Below are 19,871 nucleotides of genomic sequence, written 5' to 3' on the forward strand. Positions count from 1 at the left end.
AATTTATCCATGGCAGGGTACCGGCCGTACCTTTGCGGCCGCAAGCCACTGCTGTGGGCCGAAACCTTCTGGCCCCTTCCCGCTGTTAGTTCGTTTATGCCCAAAAAAGACTCGTTGCAAGTTTCGGCCCCTGCCGATAACGCCATTGACAACCTCGACCCGCGCGAATTCATCCTCATCAAGAATGCCCGGGTTCACAACCTCAAAAACCTCAGCGTAGCCTTGCCGCGCAACCAGTTTATCGTCATCACGGGCCTTTCGGGTTCGGGCAAATCGAGCTTGGCTTTCGATACGTTGTACGCTGAAGGCCAGCGCATGTACGTGGAGAGCCTGAGCAGCTACGCCCGCCAGTTTTTGGGCCGCATGGACAAGCCCGACGTGGACTACATCCGCGGCATTTCGCCGGCCATTGCCATCGAGCAGAAGGTCAGTATTAAGAACAACCGCTCCACGGTGGGCACCAGCACCGAGATTTACGACTACCTCAAGCTGCTGTTTGCGCGGGTGGGCCGCACGTTTTCACCCGTCAGCGGCGAGCAGGTGCGCAAGGATAATGTGGCCGATGTGGTCGATTTCCTGGCCACTCAGCCCGATGGCACCAAAGCCATGATTCTGGCCCCGCTGTACCGGGCCGACGCCACCCGGCCCATGAGCAAGGAGCTGGATTTGCTGCTCCAAAAAGGCTACAGCCGGGTAGTGGTAGATGGCGTGACCTCGCAGATTGAAGACCTGATAGGGGAAGGCCAACCCGAAGTGAAGGGCGACGTGTACATCATGGTGGACCGCGCCGTGCTGCGGCCCAACGACGAAGACCTGCTATTCCGGCTGTCTGATTCTGTGCAAACGGCCTTTTTTGAGGGCCACGGCACCTGCGTGCTGCGCTTGAACGAGGACGAGACCCGCACCTTCTCCGACAAGTTTGAACTCGACGACATCGTCTTTGAAGAGCCGAGCGTCAACTTCTTCTCCTTCAACAACCCCTATGGCGCTTGCCAAACCTGCGAGGGCTTCGGCTCGGTACTGGGCATCGACGAAGACTTGGTCATCCCCGACAAGAGCATGACCGTGTACGAGGGCGCCATCGCCCCGTGGCGCACCGAAAAGCAGGGCGAGTGGTTGAAGCCGCTGCTGAAAAACGGCATCCGCTTCGATTTCCCCATTCACCGCCCCTACAACGAGCTCAGCCAAGCCGAGCAGCGCCTGCTCTGGACCGGCAACAAGTTTTTCGACGGGCTGGACAAGTACTTTAAGTGGGTGAGCGAGCAAACCCACAAAATTCAGTACCGGGTGTTGCAGAGCCGCTACCGGGGCCGCACTACTTGTCCCGATTGCCGTGGCACCCGCCTGCGGAAAGATGCGCAGTACGTCAAAATTGATGGCCGCAACATCGCCGACATCGTGCTGCTGCCCATCTCGGATGCGCTAAATTTCTTCCAGAACCTGAGCCTGAACGAGCACGACGCCAAAGTGGCCGAGCGCCTCGTGACGGAAATCACCAACCGCTTGGGTTACCTCAACCGCGTGGGCCTGGGCTACCTGACACTGAACCGCTTGAGCAACACCTTGAGCGGCGGCGAAAGCCAGCGCATTTCGTTGGCTACGTCGCTGGGGTCGGCCCTGGTGGGTTCCATGTATGTGCTGGATGAACCCAGTATCGGTCTGCATCCCAAGGATGCGGAGCAACTCATTGGCGTGCTGCGCTCTCTGCAGCAACTCGGCAACACCGTGGTGGTGGTGGAACACGAGGAGAAGATGATGGAAGCTGCCGACCAGATTATCGACATCGGCCCCGAAGCCGGCAGCGGCGGCGGCAACCTTATGTTCCAGGGCACCATGGCGCAATTGCTGCAGGACACCGAAACATACACCGGTAGGTATTTGAGTGGCAAAATGGAAGTGCCGGTGCCCAAAGTGCGCCGCCCCTGGCGCAATGCGTTGGAGCTAACCGGTGCCCGCGAAAACAACCTTAAAAACGTGAGTGTGAAGATTCCACTCGGCGTGATGACGGTGGTAACGGGCGTGTCCGGCTCGGGCAAGTCCACGCTCATCAAGCGTATTCTGGCGCCGGCGCTGATGAAAATGCTGGGCGGCGGTGCCGGCGAAAGTACTGGCAAATTCGACCGCCTCACCGGCGTGAACGGGCAGGTGTCGCACGTTGAGTTCGTGGACCAAAACCCCATTGGCAAGTCGTCGCGCTCCAACCCCGTGACCTACGTGAAGGCCTACGACGCCATCCGGACGCTCTTTTCGGAGCAGCCGCTGGCCAAGGCGCGGGGCCTCAAGCCCTCGCACTTCTCCTTCAACATCGACGGCGGCCGCTGCGAGGTGTGCCAGGGCGAAGGCCAGGTAAAAATCGAAATGCAGTTCATGGCCGACATCTACCTGACCTGCGAAGGCTGCGGCGGCCGCAAATTCAAGCAGGACATTCTGGATATTAAATTCCAGGACAAAGGCATCGACGACGTACTGGGATTGACGGTGACCGACGCGGTACAGTTCTTTAAAGGCCAGCCCAAAGTGGCCGAGCGGCTCAAGCCGCTGGAAGACGTGGGCCTGGGCTACATCCGCCTCGGGCAATCAGCCAACACGCTGAGCGGCGGCGAGGCCCAGCGCGTAAAGCTGGCCTCATTTCTCACCAAAGGCGCTACGCTGCAGCAGGATAAAATTCTGTTCATCTTCGATGAGCCGAGCACCGGTCTGCATTTTCACGACATCAGCAAACTGCTCACGGCCCTGAATGCCCTAGTGGAACAAGGCAACTCGGTCCTCATCATCGAGCACAACGTTGATATCATCAAGTGTGCCGACTGGCTAATTGATTTGGGGCCGGAAGGCGGCCTCAACGGCGGGCACCTCCTCTTCGAGGGAACCCCGGAAGAGATGGTAAAACTCAAAGAAACAAACCACACGGCGCGTTTTTTAGCGGAGAAGGTGTAACGTTGCGACCCGCAACTACTGTTGTGGCTACTCGTAGTGCGTTTTGGCCGGTTACGAAAGGGATGTGAGCGGTGGCTTTGCCATTGGTTGCCGCTGCCTTCCTTCCTAATCCAAAGCCCGTTATCATTACGTAGGTTTTGTTCCAGAAAACCCAATCATGACTGCAACGTCATCACATCCAGATAAGTACGCTGCTCCCAACCGCTCGTTTACGGGGAGAATGTGGCGCTGGCTAACGGCCTTCGCCATAGCTGGCAATATTTTCCTTAACTATTATTCGAATACCCACCCCTTTGCCGGGCAAACCATGGGCGAAGTGTCGGCGCAGTATCCAACGCTGCTCACGCCGGCGGGCTATGCTTTCAGTATCTGGGGAGTAATATTTTTGGGGTTGGTGGCGTACGCCGTGTGGCAGCTACTGCCCGTGGCGCGGCAGTTGTCGCTGCCCGATGCCGTGGCCAAACCCCTCACGGTGGCCAGCGTGGCCACGGGCGGCTGGGTGGTGTTGTTTGCCTACGAAATGATATTGCCCAGTGTGGGCGTGATGCTGCTGATTCTAGGGAGTTTGATAATGGCGTATGGCCGGGTGCGCCGGCGGATTTTTGTCGGGGCTGCGCCCGTTTGGGTGGGCGTTCCGTTCTCCCTGTACTTGGGATGGATTTCGGTGGCTTCGGTCATCAACATCACCATTGGCCTGCGCGAGTTGGGCTGGCAAACGGCCCAAGGCGCTTCCGTAACGCTCGCGCTGGGGCTGCTACTGGTGATTGTGGCCCTGGCCTTGCTCATCAGCCGGGCCTTTCGCGACATGGTTTTTCCGTTGGTGATTGCCTGGGCGCTGGTCGCCATTTGGGTGGTACGGTTGCGCGAAGTAGCCGAGTTGGGCTGGGCCGCGATGGCCGGTGCGGTCGTTGCGGCGGTGCTGGGCATCGTAATGTCCCGCCAGGGAGGCCGCAAGCAGCCGTGGCAGCTGCGCGACGAAGCCGCCGCCGCCGCCGAAGCCGAAATTGCGGCTTCCCGGGCCATGAACGTAAGCGAGTAGGCGATTTGCGCCACTAATTGCGACCCAACCCGGCATTGCCCGGCGGGGTCTGTTAGCTTTGTGCAATTGAACTAACTGTTTACTGCACCTTCAGCTTATGCGCAAAAACCTCGTTGCCGGCAATTGGAAAATGAACCTGACTTACCCCGAAGCCTTGGCTTTGGTAGCAGACATCACCAGCCAGGCCAGTGCCGCCGCGGCCGGCGCCAACGCCCCCGAAATCGTCATCTGCCCTCCCTTTCCGTTGCTGCACGGCGTGGGGCAAGCCCTGCCGCAAGGCGGCAAGTTTCACCTGGGCGCCCAAAACTGCCACCAGCAGGAAAGCGGCGCCTTCACCGGCGAAGTGTCGGCCAAGCTGCTGGCTTCGGTAGGCTGTGAATACGTGATTCTGGGCCATTCCGAACGCCGCCAGTACTTCCGCGAAGACGACGCCCTGCTGAGCCAGAAGCTGAAAGCCGCCCTGGCTGCGGGCCTGAAACCGATTTTTTGCGTGGGCGAGTCGCTTGATACGCGGGAGGCTGACGAAACCTTCGACTTCATTGGCAAGCAGCTGACCGATGGCTTGTTCCACCTGAGCAACGAAGAATTTGTCCAAGTGACCATTGCCTACGAGCCCATTTGGGCCATTGGCACAGGGCGCACGGCCACCAGCGCACAGGCCCAAGAAGTACACTCCTTCATCCGCGAGCGAATTGCCCGCGCCTACGACGCCGACGCGGCCCTGAACACCACCATCCTTTACGGCGGCTCGGCCAATGCGCAGAACGCGCGGGAGCTTTTTGCGCAGCCCGACGTTGACGGGGGGCTCATTGGCGGCGCTTCGCTGAAAGCCGCGGACTTCACCACCATCATCCAGTCGTTTTAAGGCAGCGGCTGGCACCGTTGTTGAAGAGTCGGCAAACTCCCTGGCCTGCGTAATCCTGCGCGCAAACTTGTTGCTTCCGCTATGTTTTTTTCCTTTGTGCTTTCGGCTTTGCTAGCGCTGGCGCCCGCACCCCACTCGGCGGCCAGTGCGCCACTTCCGGCTCGCTCCCGAGCCGCGGGCCCGCTGGAGCCGTGCAAAATCTACGGTTCGGTGTACCTCGAAACCGACCCCAGTCGGCGCAGCTACTGCTTCGGCACGGTGTACGTGGAGTCCGAAGAGGCCTTTGCCGACCTCATTGTGTTCAAGGAATCCAACAAGCTATTTGCCGACAAAACTGGGCTCTGGGCCGACGCTCCCGCCCGCGACTTTGCCGACTATGTGCTGCTGGTAACCACCGACCGCAGCCGGGCCGATTTTGCCATTCACTACACCAAGGTGCGCTCGTTTGCTGGCTGCAAGCAGTAGCCAGTCACCCCCAAAGAAAAGAGGCCACCCCGCAAGGAGTGGCCTCTTTTTTTAGGACTTATGAGAGCTTAAAGCTGGGCGTTGAGCTTGTCCGCAAAATTCAGTACTTCAGCCAAGGACGTGCCGCCTGCGCCGGCCACATCGACGAACAACCGTTCCTTGCTCATAAACACTACGCTGTAAACATCATTCACTGGGTCGTGGCGGCTGAGAGCTTGTTGGCCTGCGAAAGGCACTTTTTTCTGGGTTGTGAGTTTTTCGTTTTCTGGGGTGGCAGCTGGACTGTCTTCGGCAGACATCGGCGTCACGTAGGCCATGAGGTATTTGCCGGCGCCCAGCTCGCCCGCGCAGTCGGTGATGGCAACGTTGAACCCCGCGCCATCCGGCTGCTTGGCGTAGCTGGCCTGCACAATTTTGCCCATCGTCTCGGAAAGCGACACTTCGCCGCGCTTGAGCCCGGCCAGTTCCGCAGGCAGCTGCTTGGTCATCTCGTCGTTGCCAAGCGGCTGGAGCACTTTGAGGGCATCCATTTTCTCCATCGCTTGGTCGAGGGCAGTCAGGCCGGTTTTGGCGCTGGCTTCCTTGGCCGGCTCTTCGGCAATTTCAGTAGCGTTTTCGGTAGTGGTTTTGGTGGAACTCTGCGATTCGCAGGCGCTAAAAACCAGAGCGGCGGCCAGCAGGGACAAGTGGATTTGCTTCATAAAAAAGGCAAGCAGAATGAAAAATAGCGAGGGTGAAGGGGGGCGAAAATGGCTTTTGAATGACTGAAACTCGGCGGTGCCGCTGAAGTAGAGGAACCTGAAGGACTATTTGTGGTCACGCAGTGGCAGGAGGTAGAGCGAAATGCTGGCTGATAATCAGGGTTCAGCTCGTTCTATACTTACTCCAATTGATTATTGCATTCAAATACTGAATGAGAGATATGTTTCAGGCCGCAAAGAAAGGCAATTGATTTCGGGCGGGTGCCAATGTTGGGTGCTGTCCCGTCACTCAGCGCCGACTTGCCCATCAGCCGCGCCACGACGGCGCCCTGCGCCGGCGCTTACGGCGCAACTCCCGCACCTGAGGATTTACCGCGACCTTTGCGGCATCGTTTCCCCGGCGGCTCCTTCTAGTCGTCGTTTTTTGCATCCCATGGATTTTATTGAACTGACTGTTGAAGCGCCGCGCGAGCTGGCCGACATTCTGGTGGCTGAGCTGGCTGAAGTAGGCTTCGACACCTTTGAAGACACCGACGACGGCTTTCGGGCCTACACCACGGAAGATGTTTTCAACCCCGACGCCGTGGCCGAAATCATGAGCCGTTACTCCGGCATCGGCGAACTCAACCACTCGCACCGCGTCATCACCCGCCAAAACTGGAACGCCGAGTGGGAGAAGAACTTCCAGCCGCTCATCATTGCCGAGCGGGTGTCGGTGCGGGCCCCGTTTCACCCCGAACCGGCCGGCGTGGACTACGACATCGTCATCATGCCGCGCATGTCCTTTGGCACCGGCCACCACGAAACCACGGCCCTGATGATTGAGAACCAGCTTGATGTGGACCACAAAGGCCTGCGCGTGCTGGACATGGGCACCGGTACGGGCATCCTCGCCATCATGGCCGAAATGCTGGGCGCCCGCCAAATCCTGGCCGTCGACACTGAGCCCTGGACCGTGGAAAATGCCCGCGACAACGCCGCCGAAAACCAGTGCCGCACCATCGAGTGCCGCTTGGGCGGGGTCGAAACCCTGGCCGATGAGGCACCCTTTGACTTAATTCTGGCCAATATCAACCGCAACGTGCTGCTCGAAGACATGCACGAGTACGCTCGGTTGCTGCCCAGCGGCCGGCCCATCTTGTTTAGCGGCTTCTACGAGGAAGACTTGGCCAAAATCACGGCCGAAGCGGCCAAGCACGGCTTGCGCTACCAGCGCCACCGCACGCTGCGCAGCTGGGTATCGGCCCTGTTCGAGAAAGAATAAGCCACGCACCGCTTCATTAAGCAGGAGCACAATCGAAATCTAGGCGCCTGAAGCGTTGTTGTTTCACCAATTGCCCCGCGACTTTCCGCCAAAGTCCGGGATGGCCACGGCGCGGCCTGCACGGCTTCGCCATCTTTGTGCAGTAATATCCCGGGTGGTTGCAGGATGTAAACCACCCGTCTACGACAGACTTGCAAACATGAAACGAGTGCGCGTGCAAAAAGAAATGCTGGCATTTTTGCTGGTCAGTGGGTTGATGCTTTCGGCTTTTCGGCCGCTGCCTACCGAAGAGGGATTGATGCAACGCATTGCCCGCCAACTGGGCGAATTCTACGCGGCGGCCCGGGGCGAAAAAGTGTACCTGCACCTCGACCGCCCTGTGTACGCCACCGGCGAAACCATCTGGTTCAGCGCGTACCAGGTGGATGCGTCGCAGCACCGACTCGACTCGCTCAGCCAGGTGCTGCACGTCGACTTGGTTTCTGCTGACCGCAAAGTAGTGGCCCGCCGCACCCTGCACTTGCAAGGTGGCCGAGCCAGCGGCGACCTCGCCATTGCCGATTCGTTGGCCGCCGGCACCTACGTGCTGCGCGCCTATACCAACTGGATGCGCAACGCGGGCGATAACTACGTGTACAGCCGCCGCCTGAGCATCTGGCTGGCGTCGCCGCTGGGGCCTCAGGAAAGCCCCGCTGCCGCTCCCGGCGCCGCTTCCGCTAAAACCAAAAGTGCGGCCGCCGCGGCCGCCAAGCCCGATGTTCAGTTTTTCCCTGAAGGTGGGTACCTCGTCGAAGGCCTGCCCGCCGTGGTGGCCTGCAAGGCCACCGATGCCAGCGGCCGGAGCCTGGCCGTGCGCGGCCAGATTCTGAACGCCCAAAACGCCGTGGTAGTGTCGGGGTTTGCCAGCCGGCACGCGGGCATGGGGCGGTTTGCCTTCGTGCCCGGCAGCGGGCAGCGCTACCACGCCCGTCTCACGCTACCTAATGGCAGCACCGCCGATTACCCGCTGCCGGCCGTGCAGCCCACCGGCTACAGCCTGCACGTGGTAGAAACGGCCGATAACTTCCTGGTGGAAGTGCGCTACCGCGGGCCGGCCGAGGCGCCCGCGCCCGGCCCGGTGCAATTGCTCACGCAGGTGCGCGGTGTGGTGGCGTACCCGGGTGCCCGCACCCCCACGGGCAGTTCGCCCGCCGTATGGCAAATGCCCAAGAAGAACTATCCCAATGGCATTATCCATTTCACGCTGTTCGATGCGGAGGGCAGCCCGAAATGTGAGCGGCTGGCCTTCGTGCAGAACGGCCCTGCCGCGCTGAACGTCACCATCACGGCCGACCAGCCCAGCTACGGCGTCCACGCGCCGGTGCAGCTCACGCTGCGCGTGGCCGATGCCGCCGGCCAGCCCGTGGCCACCAACCTCTCGGTGGCCGTGAGCGACGCCGGGCTGGCTGCCCTCGACCCCAATGCCGAAACCATTGCCTCCAACCTGCTGCTGACTTCGGATTTGGTGGGCTACGTCGAAAACCCGGGCTACTATTTCCGCAACCAAACGGCGGCCACCGCGCAGGCCCTCGACGACCTGCTGCTTACCCAGGGCTGGCGGCGCTTTGTGTGGAAGCAGGTGCTGGCCGGCCAACCGCCGGTGGTGCGCTTTTTGCCCGAACAGGGCATCACCCTCACCGGGCAGGTGGTGAGCGCGCAGGGCAACCAGCCCATCGCCAACAGCCAACTGACGTTCATGCAAATCCGGCCGTCGCGGAACGTGGCCACGGGCACCACCAATGCCGAGGGAAGGTTCACATTTGCGGGTTTTCCGTTGCGCGATACCGCCATTATCAGCCTGCAGGCCCGGCGGGCGCAGGGCGGTTCCAACGTCATTATTCGGCCCGATGACGGGCCCGTGCCCAGTGCGCAGCCCCTGCCCGTGCTACCGCCGCTGAACGCCGCGCCAGCCGGCGTGGCCGCTTTCGTTCGCCGCAGCCGCCAAGCCCAGGCCGCCGACTTGGAACTGAACCCCGAGAAAGCCATTCGTAACATCCGGCTCGAAAACGTGGCTGTGACCGCCAAACGTGTGAAAGTGCCTGCCGACGACCCCCGACGTCTTTATGGGGCTACGGGCGGCACCATCGTTGATTTTGCCAACATGCCTGCTGCCCAGTCCGGCATGACTGTATTGCAGTTGTTACAAGGGCGTGTTGCCGGCTTGACGGTGAGTGGCAATCCGCCCAATATGTCGGTGCAAATTCGAGGAGCGGGAACGCCACTCTTTATTCTGGATGGTCAGCGGGTTGATATTCAGGCTATAAGCAATATTCCTTCTTCAGAAGTGGAATCCGTGGAAGTGTTTAAAGGAGTTGAAGCAGCCATTTTTGGGGGTAGTGGGGGCGCAATTGCCGTCTACACCAAGCGGGCCGACCCCAACTACAAAGCCCCCGACACCGGCCCGGCACCCGGCATTGCCACGGTGAAGTTGCCGGGCTACTACCAAGCCCGCGAGTTTTACCAGCCCCGCTACAACGCCCTGCTCACCAACCCGCCCGCTGACCCGCGCACCAGTACCCTGTACTGGAACCCCAGCGTGCGCACCAACGCTCGCGGCGAGGCCGAACTGCACTTCTTTACCGCCGACGGCAGCGGCAGCTTCCAGGCCGTGGCCGAGGGCGTGACCGTCACCGGCCAGCCCGCTAAAGGCACGGGCACGGTGGTGGTCAGGGAAAAGTAGCGGCCTGGCTTGCCCCAAAGAGGGTTTGAATGGTAGAAAAGCCCCGCTGGTATTCCAACGGGGCTTTTTATTAGCTACCAACAGCTCGGGTCACCATTGGCGGCACTAAGGATTGGGCTTGGTTCGCCGGCAGTATTTGCGTGAAGCGCAGGGGCCTTTCCGCGAGGGGATAGGAGACCTTTTGGGCGGGAAAAGATTAGGCTAAAGGGCTGCTGAACAAAAAGTAGTTAGGGTGGTGGCCACTGGCAAGTTCAGTACTATCGGAAACGTTGCCGACGATAATTCTGGGAAAAAACCAAAGTTTTTCTTTCAGAAGCGGTTTTTTTAGCGGAACATTACTTTCCCATAGCTTAGCCGCCACTGCGTCATTTCGCACTTTGGTAGGGCTTGGCGCCTCAATTCCCATTCTGCTCAATGAACAAGCTCGACACGATTGATTACATCGTTTTCTTCGTCTACTTCATCATCGTATCCGGTTACGGCATCTGGATTTACCGCCGCAAGACGGGTCACGATGGTACCATTGAGGGCGATTCCAAAGACTACTTCCTGGCCGAAGGTTCGTTGACGTGGTGGGCCATCGGCTCGTCGCTCATCGCCTCCAATATCTCGGCCGAGCAGTTTGTGGGCATGTCGGGTTCGGGTTTCAAGATGGGTTTGGCCATTGCCACCTACGAATGGATGGCGGCCATCACGCTCATTGTGGTGGCGGTGTTTTTCATTCCGGTGTACCTGAAGAACCACATTTTCACGATGCCGCAGTTCCTGAGCCAGCGCTACAACGGCACCGTGGCCATGATTATGGCCATTTTCTGGCTGGCGCTCTACATTGTCGTCAACCTGACGTCGATTCTTTACCTCGGCGCTATTGCCATCAGCAGCATCGCCGGCCTCAACCTGGAGTTCTGCCTGTATGCGCTGGCCGCTTTTGCCATCCTCATCACCCTGGGCGGCATGAAGGTGATTGGCTTCACCGACGTTATTCAGGTGTTCTTCCTGATTCTCGGCGGCCTCGCCACCACCTACCTCGCCCTGAACCTGGTGGCTGAAAACTCCGGCCAGACCGGCGTACTCAACGGCTTCAATCTGATGACGTCTCAGGCCGGCGACCACTTCGAAATGATTTTTGACCAGAAGAATCCCAACTTCATCGACCTGCCCGGCCTCACCGTGCTGCTCGGCGGCATGTGGATAGTGAACCTGAACTACTGGGGTTGTAACCAATACATCACCCAGCGCGCCCTCGGCGCCGACCTGCCCACGGCTCGCGCTGGCATCCTGTTCGCGGCATTTCTGAAGTTGCTCATGCCCGTGATTGTGGTGCTGCCCGGCATTGCCGCCTACGTGCTCTACAAGCAGGACGTGTTTGGTGCGGCCGAGTTTGGCCAAGGCGCCGACCTGAACCCCGACCGTGCCTACCCAGTACTGCTGAATATCCTGCCTCCCGGCCTGAAGGGCTTGTCCTTTGCCGCGCTCACGGCGGCCGTGGTGGCCTCGCTGGCTGGCAAAGCCAACAGCATTGCCACCATCTTCACGCTCGACGTTTACAAGAAAGTCATCAACCCCGAGGCTTCGGAAAAGACCCTCGTGAATGTGGGTAAAATCGCCGTTATCGTGGCCATGATTATGGGTGTGCTCATTGCCCCGCACCTCGGCATCGACAAGAAAGGCGGCTTCCAGTACATTCAGGAATACACTGGCTTCGTGTCGCCGGGCATTTTTGCCATGTTCATTCTGGGCTTCTTCTGGAAAAAGACGACCTCCACGGCGGCGCTGTTTGCCACCATCGGCGGCTTCCTGCTGTCGGTAATGTTCAAGTTCCTGCCCAATTACGCCGACCTTTCCTTTCTGGCGCCCTTCGGCTTTGCGGTGCCAAATGCGGAAGGGGTGTACGAGATTCCCTTCCTCGACCGCATGGGCTTCGTGTTCGTCATCTGCGTGGCCGCCATGGTCATCATCAGTCTGTATGAAACCAGCCGCGGCGTAAAAACCAACGGCCTGGAAGTAGACCGCAGCATGTTTAAAACCACGCGCAGTTTCGCTATCGGCGCCATGACTATCATGGTGATTCTCACCACGCTTTACACAGTTTACTGGTAAGCAACCCCTTGTCTGTTTAACCAATTGACCGTCATGCTGAGCGTAGTCGAAGCATGACGGTCTTTTTGTTCCTGTCTGTTTAACGCTATGAAACTATTCCGCCACGGCCCGGCCGGCCACGAAAAACCCGGCATTCTGCAGGGCGACCAGCGCTACGATGTTGCCACCTTCGGCGAGGACTACAACGAAGCCTTTTTTGAGAATGACGGACTGGAACGACTGGCGGAGTTTGTGGCCGCCAACGCTGGCAACCTGCCCGTGGTGGCCGCTACCGAGCGCCTGGGTCCACCCGTGGCCCGGCCTTCCAAAATCATCTGCATCGGCCTCAACTACACCGACCACGCCCGCGAAATGGGCCTGACGCCGCCCACCGAGCCGGTGATTTTTCTGAAAGCGACCACCGCAATGGCTGGCCCTTTTGATGACATTGTCATTCCCAAAAACTCGGTGAAAACCGACTGGGAAGTAGAACTGGCGTTGGTTATCGGCAAGCGCGCTTCCTACGTGAAGGAGGCCGACGCTGCCGACTACATTGCGGGCTATCTGCTGCACAACGACGTTTCGGAGCGCGAGTTTCAGATGGAGCGCGGCGGCACCTGGACCAAGGGCAAAAGCTGCGACACCTTTGCCCCATTGGGCCCGTTCCTGGCTACGCCCGACGAAGTTGGCGATGTCAACAACCTGCGCCTCTGGCTGACCGTGAATGGCGAACAAATGCAGGACGGCCACACCGCCAACCTCATTTTTGATATTCCATTCATCATCGCTTACGTCAGCCAGTTCATGACGCTGCTGCCCGGCGATATCATCTCCACTGGTTCGCCCGCCGGGGTTGGCTCGGGCCTCAAGCCACCCACGTACCTCAAGCCCGGCGACGTACTGGAACTGGGTATCGACAACCTGGGCTCGTCCCGCCAAGTGTTGAAGGCGTACGCCGGTTAATGCTCTCCTGCTGCCTTTTTTTGGGTGTTTTTAGACGCCGCAACTAGGCCTGCCACGTGCCCGCATTTCCATTATTCTGGCCGAATTTCCGGGACGCTACGTCGTGGAGCATACACTGTGGTGAACATTGCCGTGGGCCAGCCCATTGCTAAGCGGTTCCGAAGCCTGATGAGAGCGTGTGGACCGCGCGCCATGGCGGTACGAAATGAATTCGTTGCCGGGCAATAGACTACGTAATCCGGCGGGGGCAGAGGCGAGGAATTAGCCGTCGCGCACCGCCATAAAACCGATTTTATTCCGGGGAAATGTGGGGTATCGATGCCGGACTTTGACCCGAGTGTCGGGCTTGTGGCACGTCCGCGCTGCCGACGTCTCGCACGCCAAAATCTCGCCCCACCTATCACAACCGTTCCCGCTTACCTATCACAATCGTTTACGTAAATAAAACCCGTTCAAAACCCTTTTCTGATAACGTTACAGGCTGTTTTTGCCGTTATCTTCGGCAACGCGCCGCTGATTATAATATCCGGTTTTCGCCTTGTCATCCGCGTTATTTATGAAGCCTTTCCTGAACGACGAGTTTCTGCTCCGAACGGCCACGGCCCGCACGCTCTACCACGAGTTTGCGAAGCCGATGCCCATTATCGACTACCACAACCACCTGCCGCCCGACCAGATTGCGGAGGACCAGCAGTTCGAAAACATCACCCAACTCTGGCTCTACGGCGACCATTATAAGTGGCGCGCCATGCGGGCCAACGGCATTGCTGAACGTTACATCACCGGCGACGCATCGGACTGGGAGAAGTTTGAAAAGTGGGCCGAAACCGTGCCCTACACCCTGCGCAACCCGCTCTACCACTGGACGCACCTGGAATTGCAGCGCTACTTCGGCATCACGGAGCTGCTGAACCCGGGCAGCGCCCGCCGCATCTACGACGCGTGCAATGCCCAACTGCAGACGCCCGAATATTCGGTGCAGGGCCTGCTGCGCAGGATGAACGTGGAAACCTTGTGCACCACCGACGACCCCGCTGATTCGCTGGCGCACCACCAGGCCATCGCCGCTTCGGATTGTGCGGTGCGCGTGCTGCCCACCTTCCGCGCCGATAAGGCCATGGCCGTGGACGAGGCCGCCAGCTACAACGCCTACCTCGACCGATTGGGCGCGGCGGCCGATGTGGAAATCCACACGTTTGCGGCGCTGGAAACGGCGCTGCGTCGCCGGCACGACTTCTTTGCCAGCGTGGGCTGCCGCTTGTCGGACCACGGTTTGGAGCAGCTGTATGCAGCCGACTACACGGCGGCGGAAATCGAAGCCATTTTCAGCAAAATTCGCGGCGGCAACGAGCTGACCAGTACGGAAAATCTGCAGTTCAAATCGGCGGTGCTGGTGCTGCTGGCCGAGCTGGACTGGGAGAAGGGCTGGACCCAGCAATTTCACCTCGGCGCGCTGCGCAACAACAACTCGCGCCAGCTCCGCGCCCTCGGGCCCGATACCGGTTGGGATTCCATCGGCGACTTTCCGCAGGGCCGCGCGATGTCGACGTTTTTTGACCGGTTGGACGGGCAGAACAAGCTGGCTAAAACCATCATTTACAACCTCAATCCGGCCGACAATGATTTGATTGCCACGATGATTGGCAACTTCAACGACGGCTCGGTGGCGGGCAAAATGCAGTTCGGCTCCGGCTGGTGGTTTCTCGACCAAAAGGACGGCATGGAAAAGCAGCTCAACTCGCTCTCGAACATGGGCCTGTTGCCGCGCTTCGTGGGCATGCTCACCGATTCGCGCAGCTTCCTCTCGTATCCGCGCCACGAATATTTCCGCCGCGTGCTCTGCAACCTGCTCGGCAACGACGTGGAAAACGGCGAGCTGCCCGCCGACATGGAATTGCTGGGCCGCACCGTCCAAAATATCTGCTACGGCAACGCAAAGGAGTATTTCGGTTTCGACAAAGTGCCTGCCGTGGCACTAGTAACCGCCTAATTAATTCTAAAAGGACGTCAGGAATGAAGCAAGTCGTCACGTTTGGTGAAATCATGATGCGGCTGGCGCCGCCGCTGAACTACCGGTTCGCGCAAACCCCGAGCCTGGAAATCACCTACGGCGGCGGCGACGCCAACGTGGGCGCTTCGCTGGCGGGCTTTGGCGTGCCCGCCGCCCACGTCACGTGCTTCCCCAACAACGACCTGGGCCAGGCCGCAGCCCAGCACTTTCGCGCCTTGGGCGTGAACATGGAGGCCACCGTATTCCAAGGCGACCGGCTGGGGCTGTATTTCCTGGAAGTGGGGGCTGGGATGCGCTCCAGCAAGGTGGTGTACGACCGCGCCAACTCGGCTTTTGCGCACCTTGAAGCGGGGGCTTTCGACTGGGATGAAATTCTGAAAAGCGCCGGCTGGCTGCACTGGACGGGCATCACGCCTGCCATTTCGGCCAGCGCGGCCGAGGCCACGCGCCAGGCCATTGCCGCTGCGCGCCGCCTGGGCCTCACCGTATCGGCCGATGTGAACTACCGCCGCAACCTGTGGCAGTACGGCCAAACGGCCCAGGCCGTGATGTCGGAACTGGTGGAAGGCTGCGACGTGGTGGTGTGCTCCGAAAACGACGCCGACGACCTGTTCGGCATTCGCCCGCTGCCCGGCACCGACAGCAAGTTTGTCTCAGTGGCCCAGCAGGTGATGCAGCGCTTTCCCCAAATCAAGCAGGTCGTTACTACGCGCCGCAAAACCCACAGCGCCTCGCACAACGGCCTGAAGGGCTTGTTCTACGACGGCACGCAATTCCTCGAAACCATCACCTACGACCTCAACCCCATTGTGGACCGCATCGGCGGGGGCGACGCGTTTATGGCCGGCTTCATCTACGGCTCGTTGGCCTACGACAGCCCGCAGCAGGCACTGACGTTTGGCGTGGCCGCGTCGGCCTTGAAACACACCATTCACGGTGACATTAATCGGGTGACGGTGGCCGAAGTAGAAGACATTATGCGCGGCAATACCAGCGGCCGCTTGCTGCGATGAAACACAAAAAAGAACGTCATGCAGAGCGCAGCCGAAGCATCTCGCGTGCAGCTACTAATCAGTAACGATTGAATTACTACCCCACGCGAGCTGCTGCGCTCCACTCTGCATGACGGGCTGTGTCCAAGCTCTTACTCTCAAAACCCAACAAATGCCCCGCCACACGCCCGCCGAAACACTTGCTACGCTGCTCCGCTACCCGGTGGTGCCCGTATTTTACCACGCCGATGTGGCCCACGCGCAACGCATGGTGCAGGCGTGCTACACGGGCGGTATTCGGGTGTTTGAGTTTGTGAACCGGGGCGACGAAGCCCTGGCCGTTTTCAGGCAGTTGCAGGCGTTTGTGCAGCAGCACTGCCCCGAGATGGTTCTCGGCATTGGTACCATTTACAAGGCCGACGAAGCCGAGCAGTTTATTGCTGCCGGGGCCGAGTTTGTGGTGCAGCCGCTGGCCACTGCCGAGGTGGCCGAAGTGTGCCGCGCGCACGACGTACCGTGGCTGCCCGGCGCCCTCACGCCCACCGAAATCTACAACGCCAGCCAGCAGGGCGCGGCGGTGGTCAAAATCTTCCCCGGCAACGTCGTCGGGCCCGAGTATGTGAACGCCTTGCGCGGCCCCATGCCCCACATCAAGCTCATGGTGACGGGCGGCGTGGAGCCCACCGCCGAGAGCCTCAGCGCTTGGTTTGGGGCGGGCGTCGATGCCGTGGGCATGGGCTCGCAGCTCTTCAAAAATGCCGCCGATGCCGACGTCCTGGCCGCCCGCATCGGCGAGCTAATGCACCTGGTTGCCCAACTGGGCAAATAGCCGCTCTCCTGCCTTCAAATCCCACCCGTCATGATGCCTTCCCAGCCACTTACTCCGGACATTTCCGCCGCCATGATGGCCGCGCAGGTTGGAAAATATCGGTGGACCATTTGCTCGCTGGTGTTTTTTGCCACCACGGTCAATTATCTCGACCGCGCCGTTATTTCCCTGCTCAAGCCCTACCTGGAAACCGAATTCAAGTGGAATTCGGGCGACTACGCCAACATCGAAATTGCCTTCAAGCTGGCCTACTCACTGGGCATGCTCGGCGTGGGCCGCATCATCGACAAACTGGGGACCAAAATCGGGTACGCGCTTTCTACTTTTCTGTGGAGCTTGGCGGCCATCGGGCACGCTTTCGTGAGCAGCACCCTGGGCTTTAGCGTGGCCCGCGCCTTTCTGGGCGTCACGGAGGCCGGCAACTTTCCGGCGGCCATCAAAACCATCGCCGAATGGTTTCCGCAGCGGGAGCGGGCGCTGGCCACCGGCATTTTCAATTCGGGTTCCAATGTGGGCGCCATTATCGCGCCGCTCACCGTGCCGCTCATCGCCGAAACCATTGGCTGGAAATGGGCCTTTGTCATCACTGGCGCGCTGGGGTTTGTGTGGTTGCTTCTGTGGTTTGTCTTCTATGAAATCCCGGCCCGGCAGGTGCGCCTGAGCAAAGCCGAATTCGACTACATCCACAGCGATGTGGACGACTTGGCGGCCGTGGCCGTGGGTTCAGAACCCAGGGTTTCCTGGTTTAAGCTGCTCACGTATCGCCAGACCTGGTCTTTCGTACTGGGCAAGTTTATCACCGACCCGGTGTGGTGGTTTTACTTGTTCTGGCTGCCTGATTTTCTCAACAAGCAATACGGGCTGAAGGGCACTCAAGTGGCGTTCCCGGTAGCGGCCGTATACATTTTGTCCAGCATCGGGAGCGTGGGCGGCGGCTACATTCCGCTGCGTTTCATGCGCGGCGGCATGCCAGCTTTTCGGGCCCGGAAGCTGTCGATGTTGGTCATTGCGCTGTGCGTTTTCCCAATTGTATTTGCGCAGTATTTGGGGCAGCTGAACATGTGGCTGGCGGTGCTGGTCATCGGCATTGCGGCGGCGGCGCACCAGGCGTGGAGCGCCAATATTTTCACCACGGTATCGGATATGTTCCCGAAGCGGGCCGTGGCGTCGGTCACGGGCATCGGGGGCATGGCCGGCGGTCTGGGCGGCATCCTGCTCACGGCGCTGGTGCAGAAGCGCATGTTTGTGTACTACGAAAGCATCAATCAGCTCGACAAGGCCTACTTCATCATGTTTCTGATTTGCGGCGGGGCCTACCTGCTGGCCTGGGTGCTGATGCACTTTCTGGCGGCCAACATGAAGCCCATCGACTTAGACGCCACCACTCCACCCGCAGCCTAGTGCGATGGCGCTGGGCTCCCTGTCGTAAAAAGCATTGTGCAGCTGCCAAGTGAACCGTTATTGCTTCAGGTACTTGGCCGCGCCGGTGTTTTGGGGATTCAGTTCGAGGGAGCGTTTGTAGTTCTGGCGGGCCAGCGGCTTGTTGCCCAGTGCATCATACATTTCTCCCAGGCTGTCGTAGGCGTTTGCGCTTTGCGGGTACAGGCTCACGTTTAGCTTGAATACCTCCAGCGCTTCTTTGGGTTGCGCTTGTTTCAGCAGCGTGTAGCCCCAGGCATTCACTTCGTCTTCGGGCAGTTGGTAGGCGGGGTTTTTCTTCTTTTCCTTCTTCGTGAAGGCCTGGGCCTGGTCAAAGCCGCGCTTGCGCAATTCCGCCTGCAGCGCCCGGATGGTGGGCGGCAGCCCAAAACCGCTGGACGCCTTCATGTCGGGTAGGTAGTAGCCGGCTATCTCGTCCACGAATGTGTCGGGGTTTGCCCCTTGCAGGTTGGTCAGCACCACGATGGCCAGGTCGTCTTTGGGGTACAGGAACACTGCGGAGCGGCCTCCGCCCACGGGCGCTACGGCCGGGTGCTCGGGGCGGCTGATGGTGGGCCAGCCCAAGGCGTACCCGTTCAGTTGTTTGCTGAAGCCCCGCTGTGTGCCGTTGTTGAGGCGGCCCGGCGTCCACATCGTTGGGATGCTGCCGGGGTCGCGCAGTAGTTTGCCCTGCTGCAGGGCCAGCAGCCACTGGGCCAGTTCCTCGGCCGTTGTGCTCATGCCCGCGGCCGTGCGCAGCGAGGGCGGAAAGGTCTCGAAAACGTTGCGCAGCTGGCTGCTGCGGCTCATTTGCCCGTTGGCGAAGTGGTAAAAAGTATAGCTCCGGGCACCGTTGGGCAGCACATTGTGGGCGTCGCCCGACGTGGTCCGGGGCATGCCCACCACGTTGAGCTGCCGCTCCTGAATGAACCGCCCGAACGGCTGCCCGCTGAGTTGGTCGATGATTTTGCCGAGCAACAGGTAATTGGTTTGGTTGTAGGCGAATTTTTCGCCAATCGGAAAGTCCATCGGTTGGGTTTGCACCTTCGCCCAGGCGGCGTTTTCGTTGCCTTCCGTTACCATTTCGTCGTCGGGCATAATTTCGGGCAGGCCGGAGGTGTGCGTCAGCAGCTGCCGCACCGTGACGGGCTGCCACGCGGCGGGCAGGCTCGTGAGGTAGCGCGACACGGGCGCCGTGAGCTCCAACTTGCCGGCCTCTACCAGCTGCATCACGGCGACGCCCACAAAGGCCTTCGTGATGGAGTTGATGGAAAAACGCGTGTGGCGGCTAACCGGCACCGAATCCTGCACATTGGCCAGCCCATACTGCGCCGACTTCACCACTTGGCCGTGTCGAATCACGGCCAGCTGCAGTCCCGGAATGCGCAGCTGCCGCATTTTGCTGGTAAGAAACAGGTCCAGGCTGTCGGCGGGAGTAGCGGCCGATGCCTGAAAAGCGCTGCTGAAGAACAGCAACAGCAGCGCCCAGCCGCGAATGCAGGCCGTGAGTTTTGGGAAGGGCAGGGGGTGGGTTTGGGTGTTCATCTTGCAGATATGGGGTGAGGGATGAGGCGCGGGTGCCGGGGGC

Annotated in this window: 14 protein-coding genes; 12 read left to right on the plus strand and 2 right to left on the minus strand. The window is 59.9% G+C overall.

Translation table 11 applies throughout. From position 1 onward, the window contains the following. The first annotated feature begins 96 nt into the window (after positions 1–96). From uvrA to I2I05_RS03440, 4 genes are all read left to right on the plus strand, one after another. A complete protein-coding gene (gene uvrA, locus I2I05_RS03425) occupies positions 97–2,937 on the plus strand; it encodes an excinuclease ABC subunit UvrA (protein ID WP_196280781.1) in 2,841 nt (946 codons plus the stop codon). Between the two features lie 220 nt (positions 2,938–3,157). Beyond that, positions 3,158–3,976: a hypothetical protein gene (locus I2I05_RS03430; protein ID WP_196280782.1), complete on the plus strand. Its 819-nt coding sequence runs from the start codon at positions 3,158–3,160 to the stop codon at positions 3,974–3,976. 97 nt (positions 3,977–4,073) lie between these two features. After that, positions 4,074–4,841: a triose-phosphate isomerase gene (gene tpiA, locus I2I05_RS03435; protein ID WP_196280783.1), complete on the plus strand. Its 768-nt coding sequence runs from the start codon at positions 4,074–4,076 to the stop codon at positions 4,839–4,841. 81 nt (positions 4,842–4,922) lie between these two features. Further along, complete coding sequence (locus tag I2I05_RS03440; RefSeq protein ID WP_230688102.1) at positions 4,923–5,306, plus strand: hypothetical protein; 384 nt, start codon at positions 4,923–4,925, stop codon at positions 5,304–5,306. A 68-nt stretch (positions 5,307–5,374) separates the two neighbouring features. On the opposite strand, the gene I2I05_RS03445 is transcribed toward I2I05_RS03440, so the two are convergent. Then, positions 5,375–6,007, minus strand: a complete 633-nt coding sequence (locus I2I05_RS03445) for a hypothetical protein (RefSeq protein ID WP_196280784.1) — start codon at positions 6,005–6,007, stop codon at positions 5,375–5,377. A gap of 433 nt (positions 6,008–6,440) precedes the next feature. Between I2I05_RS03445 and prmA the strand changes: the two genes are divergently transcribed. The 8 genes from prmA (at position 6,441) to I2I05_RS03485 (ending at position 18,265) form a co-directional block, all read left to right on the plus strand. Continuing rightward, the gene (gene prmA / locus I2I05_RS03450) at positions 6,441–7,271 is read left to right on the plus strand and encodes a 50S ribosomal protein L11 methyltransferase (protein WP_196280785.1); all 831 of its coding nucleotides are present in this window, start codon (positions 6,441–6,443) and stop codon (positions 7,269–7,271) included. 199 nt (positions 7,272–7,470) lie between these two features. After that, entirely contained in the window at positions 7,471–9,990 is a 2,520-nt protein-coding gene (locus I2I05_RS03455) for a TonB-dependent receptor (RefSeq protein ID WP_196280786.1), read from the plus strand. A gap of 414 nt (positions 9,991–10,404) precedes the next feature. Then, complete coding sequence (locus I2I05_RS03460; RefSeq protein WP_196280787.1) at positions 10,405–12,090, plus strand: sodium/sugar symporter; 1,686 nt, start codon at positions 10,405–10,407, stop codon at positions 12,088–12,090. An 87-nt stretch (positions 12,091–12,177) separates the two neighbouring features. After that, complete coding sequence (locus tag I2I05_RS03465; RefSeq protein WP_196280788.1) at positions 12,178–13,032, plus strand: fumarylacetoacetate hydrolase family protein; 855 nt, start codon at positions 12,178–12,180, stop codon at positions 13,030–13,032. 556 nt (positions 13,033–13,588) lie between these two features. Beyond that, the gene (gene uxaC, locus I2I05_RS03470) at positions 13,589–15,022 is read left to right on the plus strand and encodes a glucuronate isomerase (protein ID WP_196280789.1); all 1,434 of its coding nucleotides are present in this window, start codon (positions 13,589–13,591) and stop codon (positions 15,020–15,022) included. 23 nt (positions 15,023–15,045) lie between these two features. Further along, entirely contained in the window at positions 15,046–16,056 is a 1,011-nt protein-coding gene (locus tag I2I05_RS03475) for a sugar kinase (RefSeq protein ID WP_196280790.1), read from the plus strand. A gap of 151 nt (positions 16,057–16,207) precedes the next feature. Beyond that, positions 16,208–16,864, plus strand: a complete 657-nt coding sequence (locus I2I05_RS03480; RefSeq protein ID WP_196280791.1) for a beta/alpha barrel domain-containing protein — start codon at positions 16,208–16,210, stop codon at positions 16,862–16,864. Between the two features lie 30 nt (positions 16,865–16,894). Next, the gene (locus I2I05_RS03485; RefSeq protein ID WP_230688103.1) at positions 16,895–18,265 is read left to right on the plus strand and encodes an MFS transporter; all 1,371 of its coding nucleotides are present in this window, start codon (positions 16,895–16,897) and stop codon (positions 18,263–18,265) included. 57 nt (positions 18,266–18,322) lie between these two features. Here I2I05_RS03485 and I2I05_RS03490 read toward each other — a convergent pair whose 3' ends face one another. Then, positions 18,323–19,828, minus strand: coding sequence for a serine hydrolase (locus tag I2I05_RS03490; RefSeq protein WP_196280792.1), 1,506 nt, complete (start codon positions 19,826–19,828; stop codon positions 18,323–18,325). Positions 19,829–19,871 lie beyond the last annotated feature (43 nt).

The sequence above is a fragment of the Hymenobacter jeongseonensis genome (assembly GCF_015694725.1).
Taxonomy (GTDB): Bacteria; Bacteroidota; Bacteroidia; order Cytophagales; family Hymenobacteraceae; genus Hymenobacter; species Hymenobacter jeongseonensis.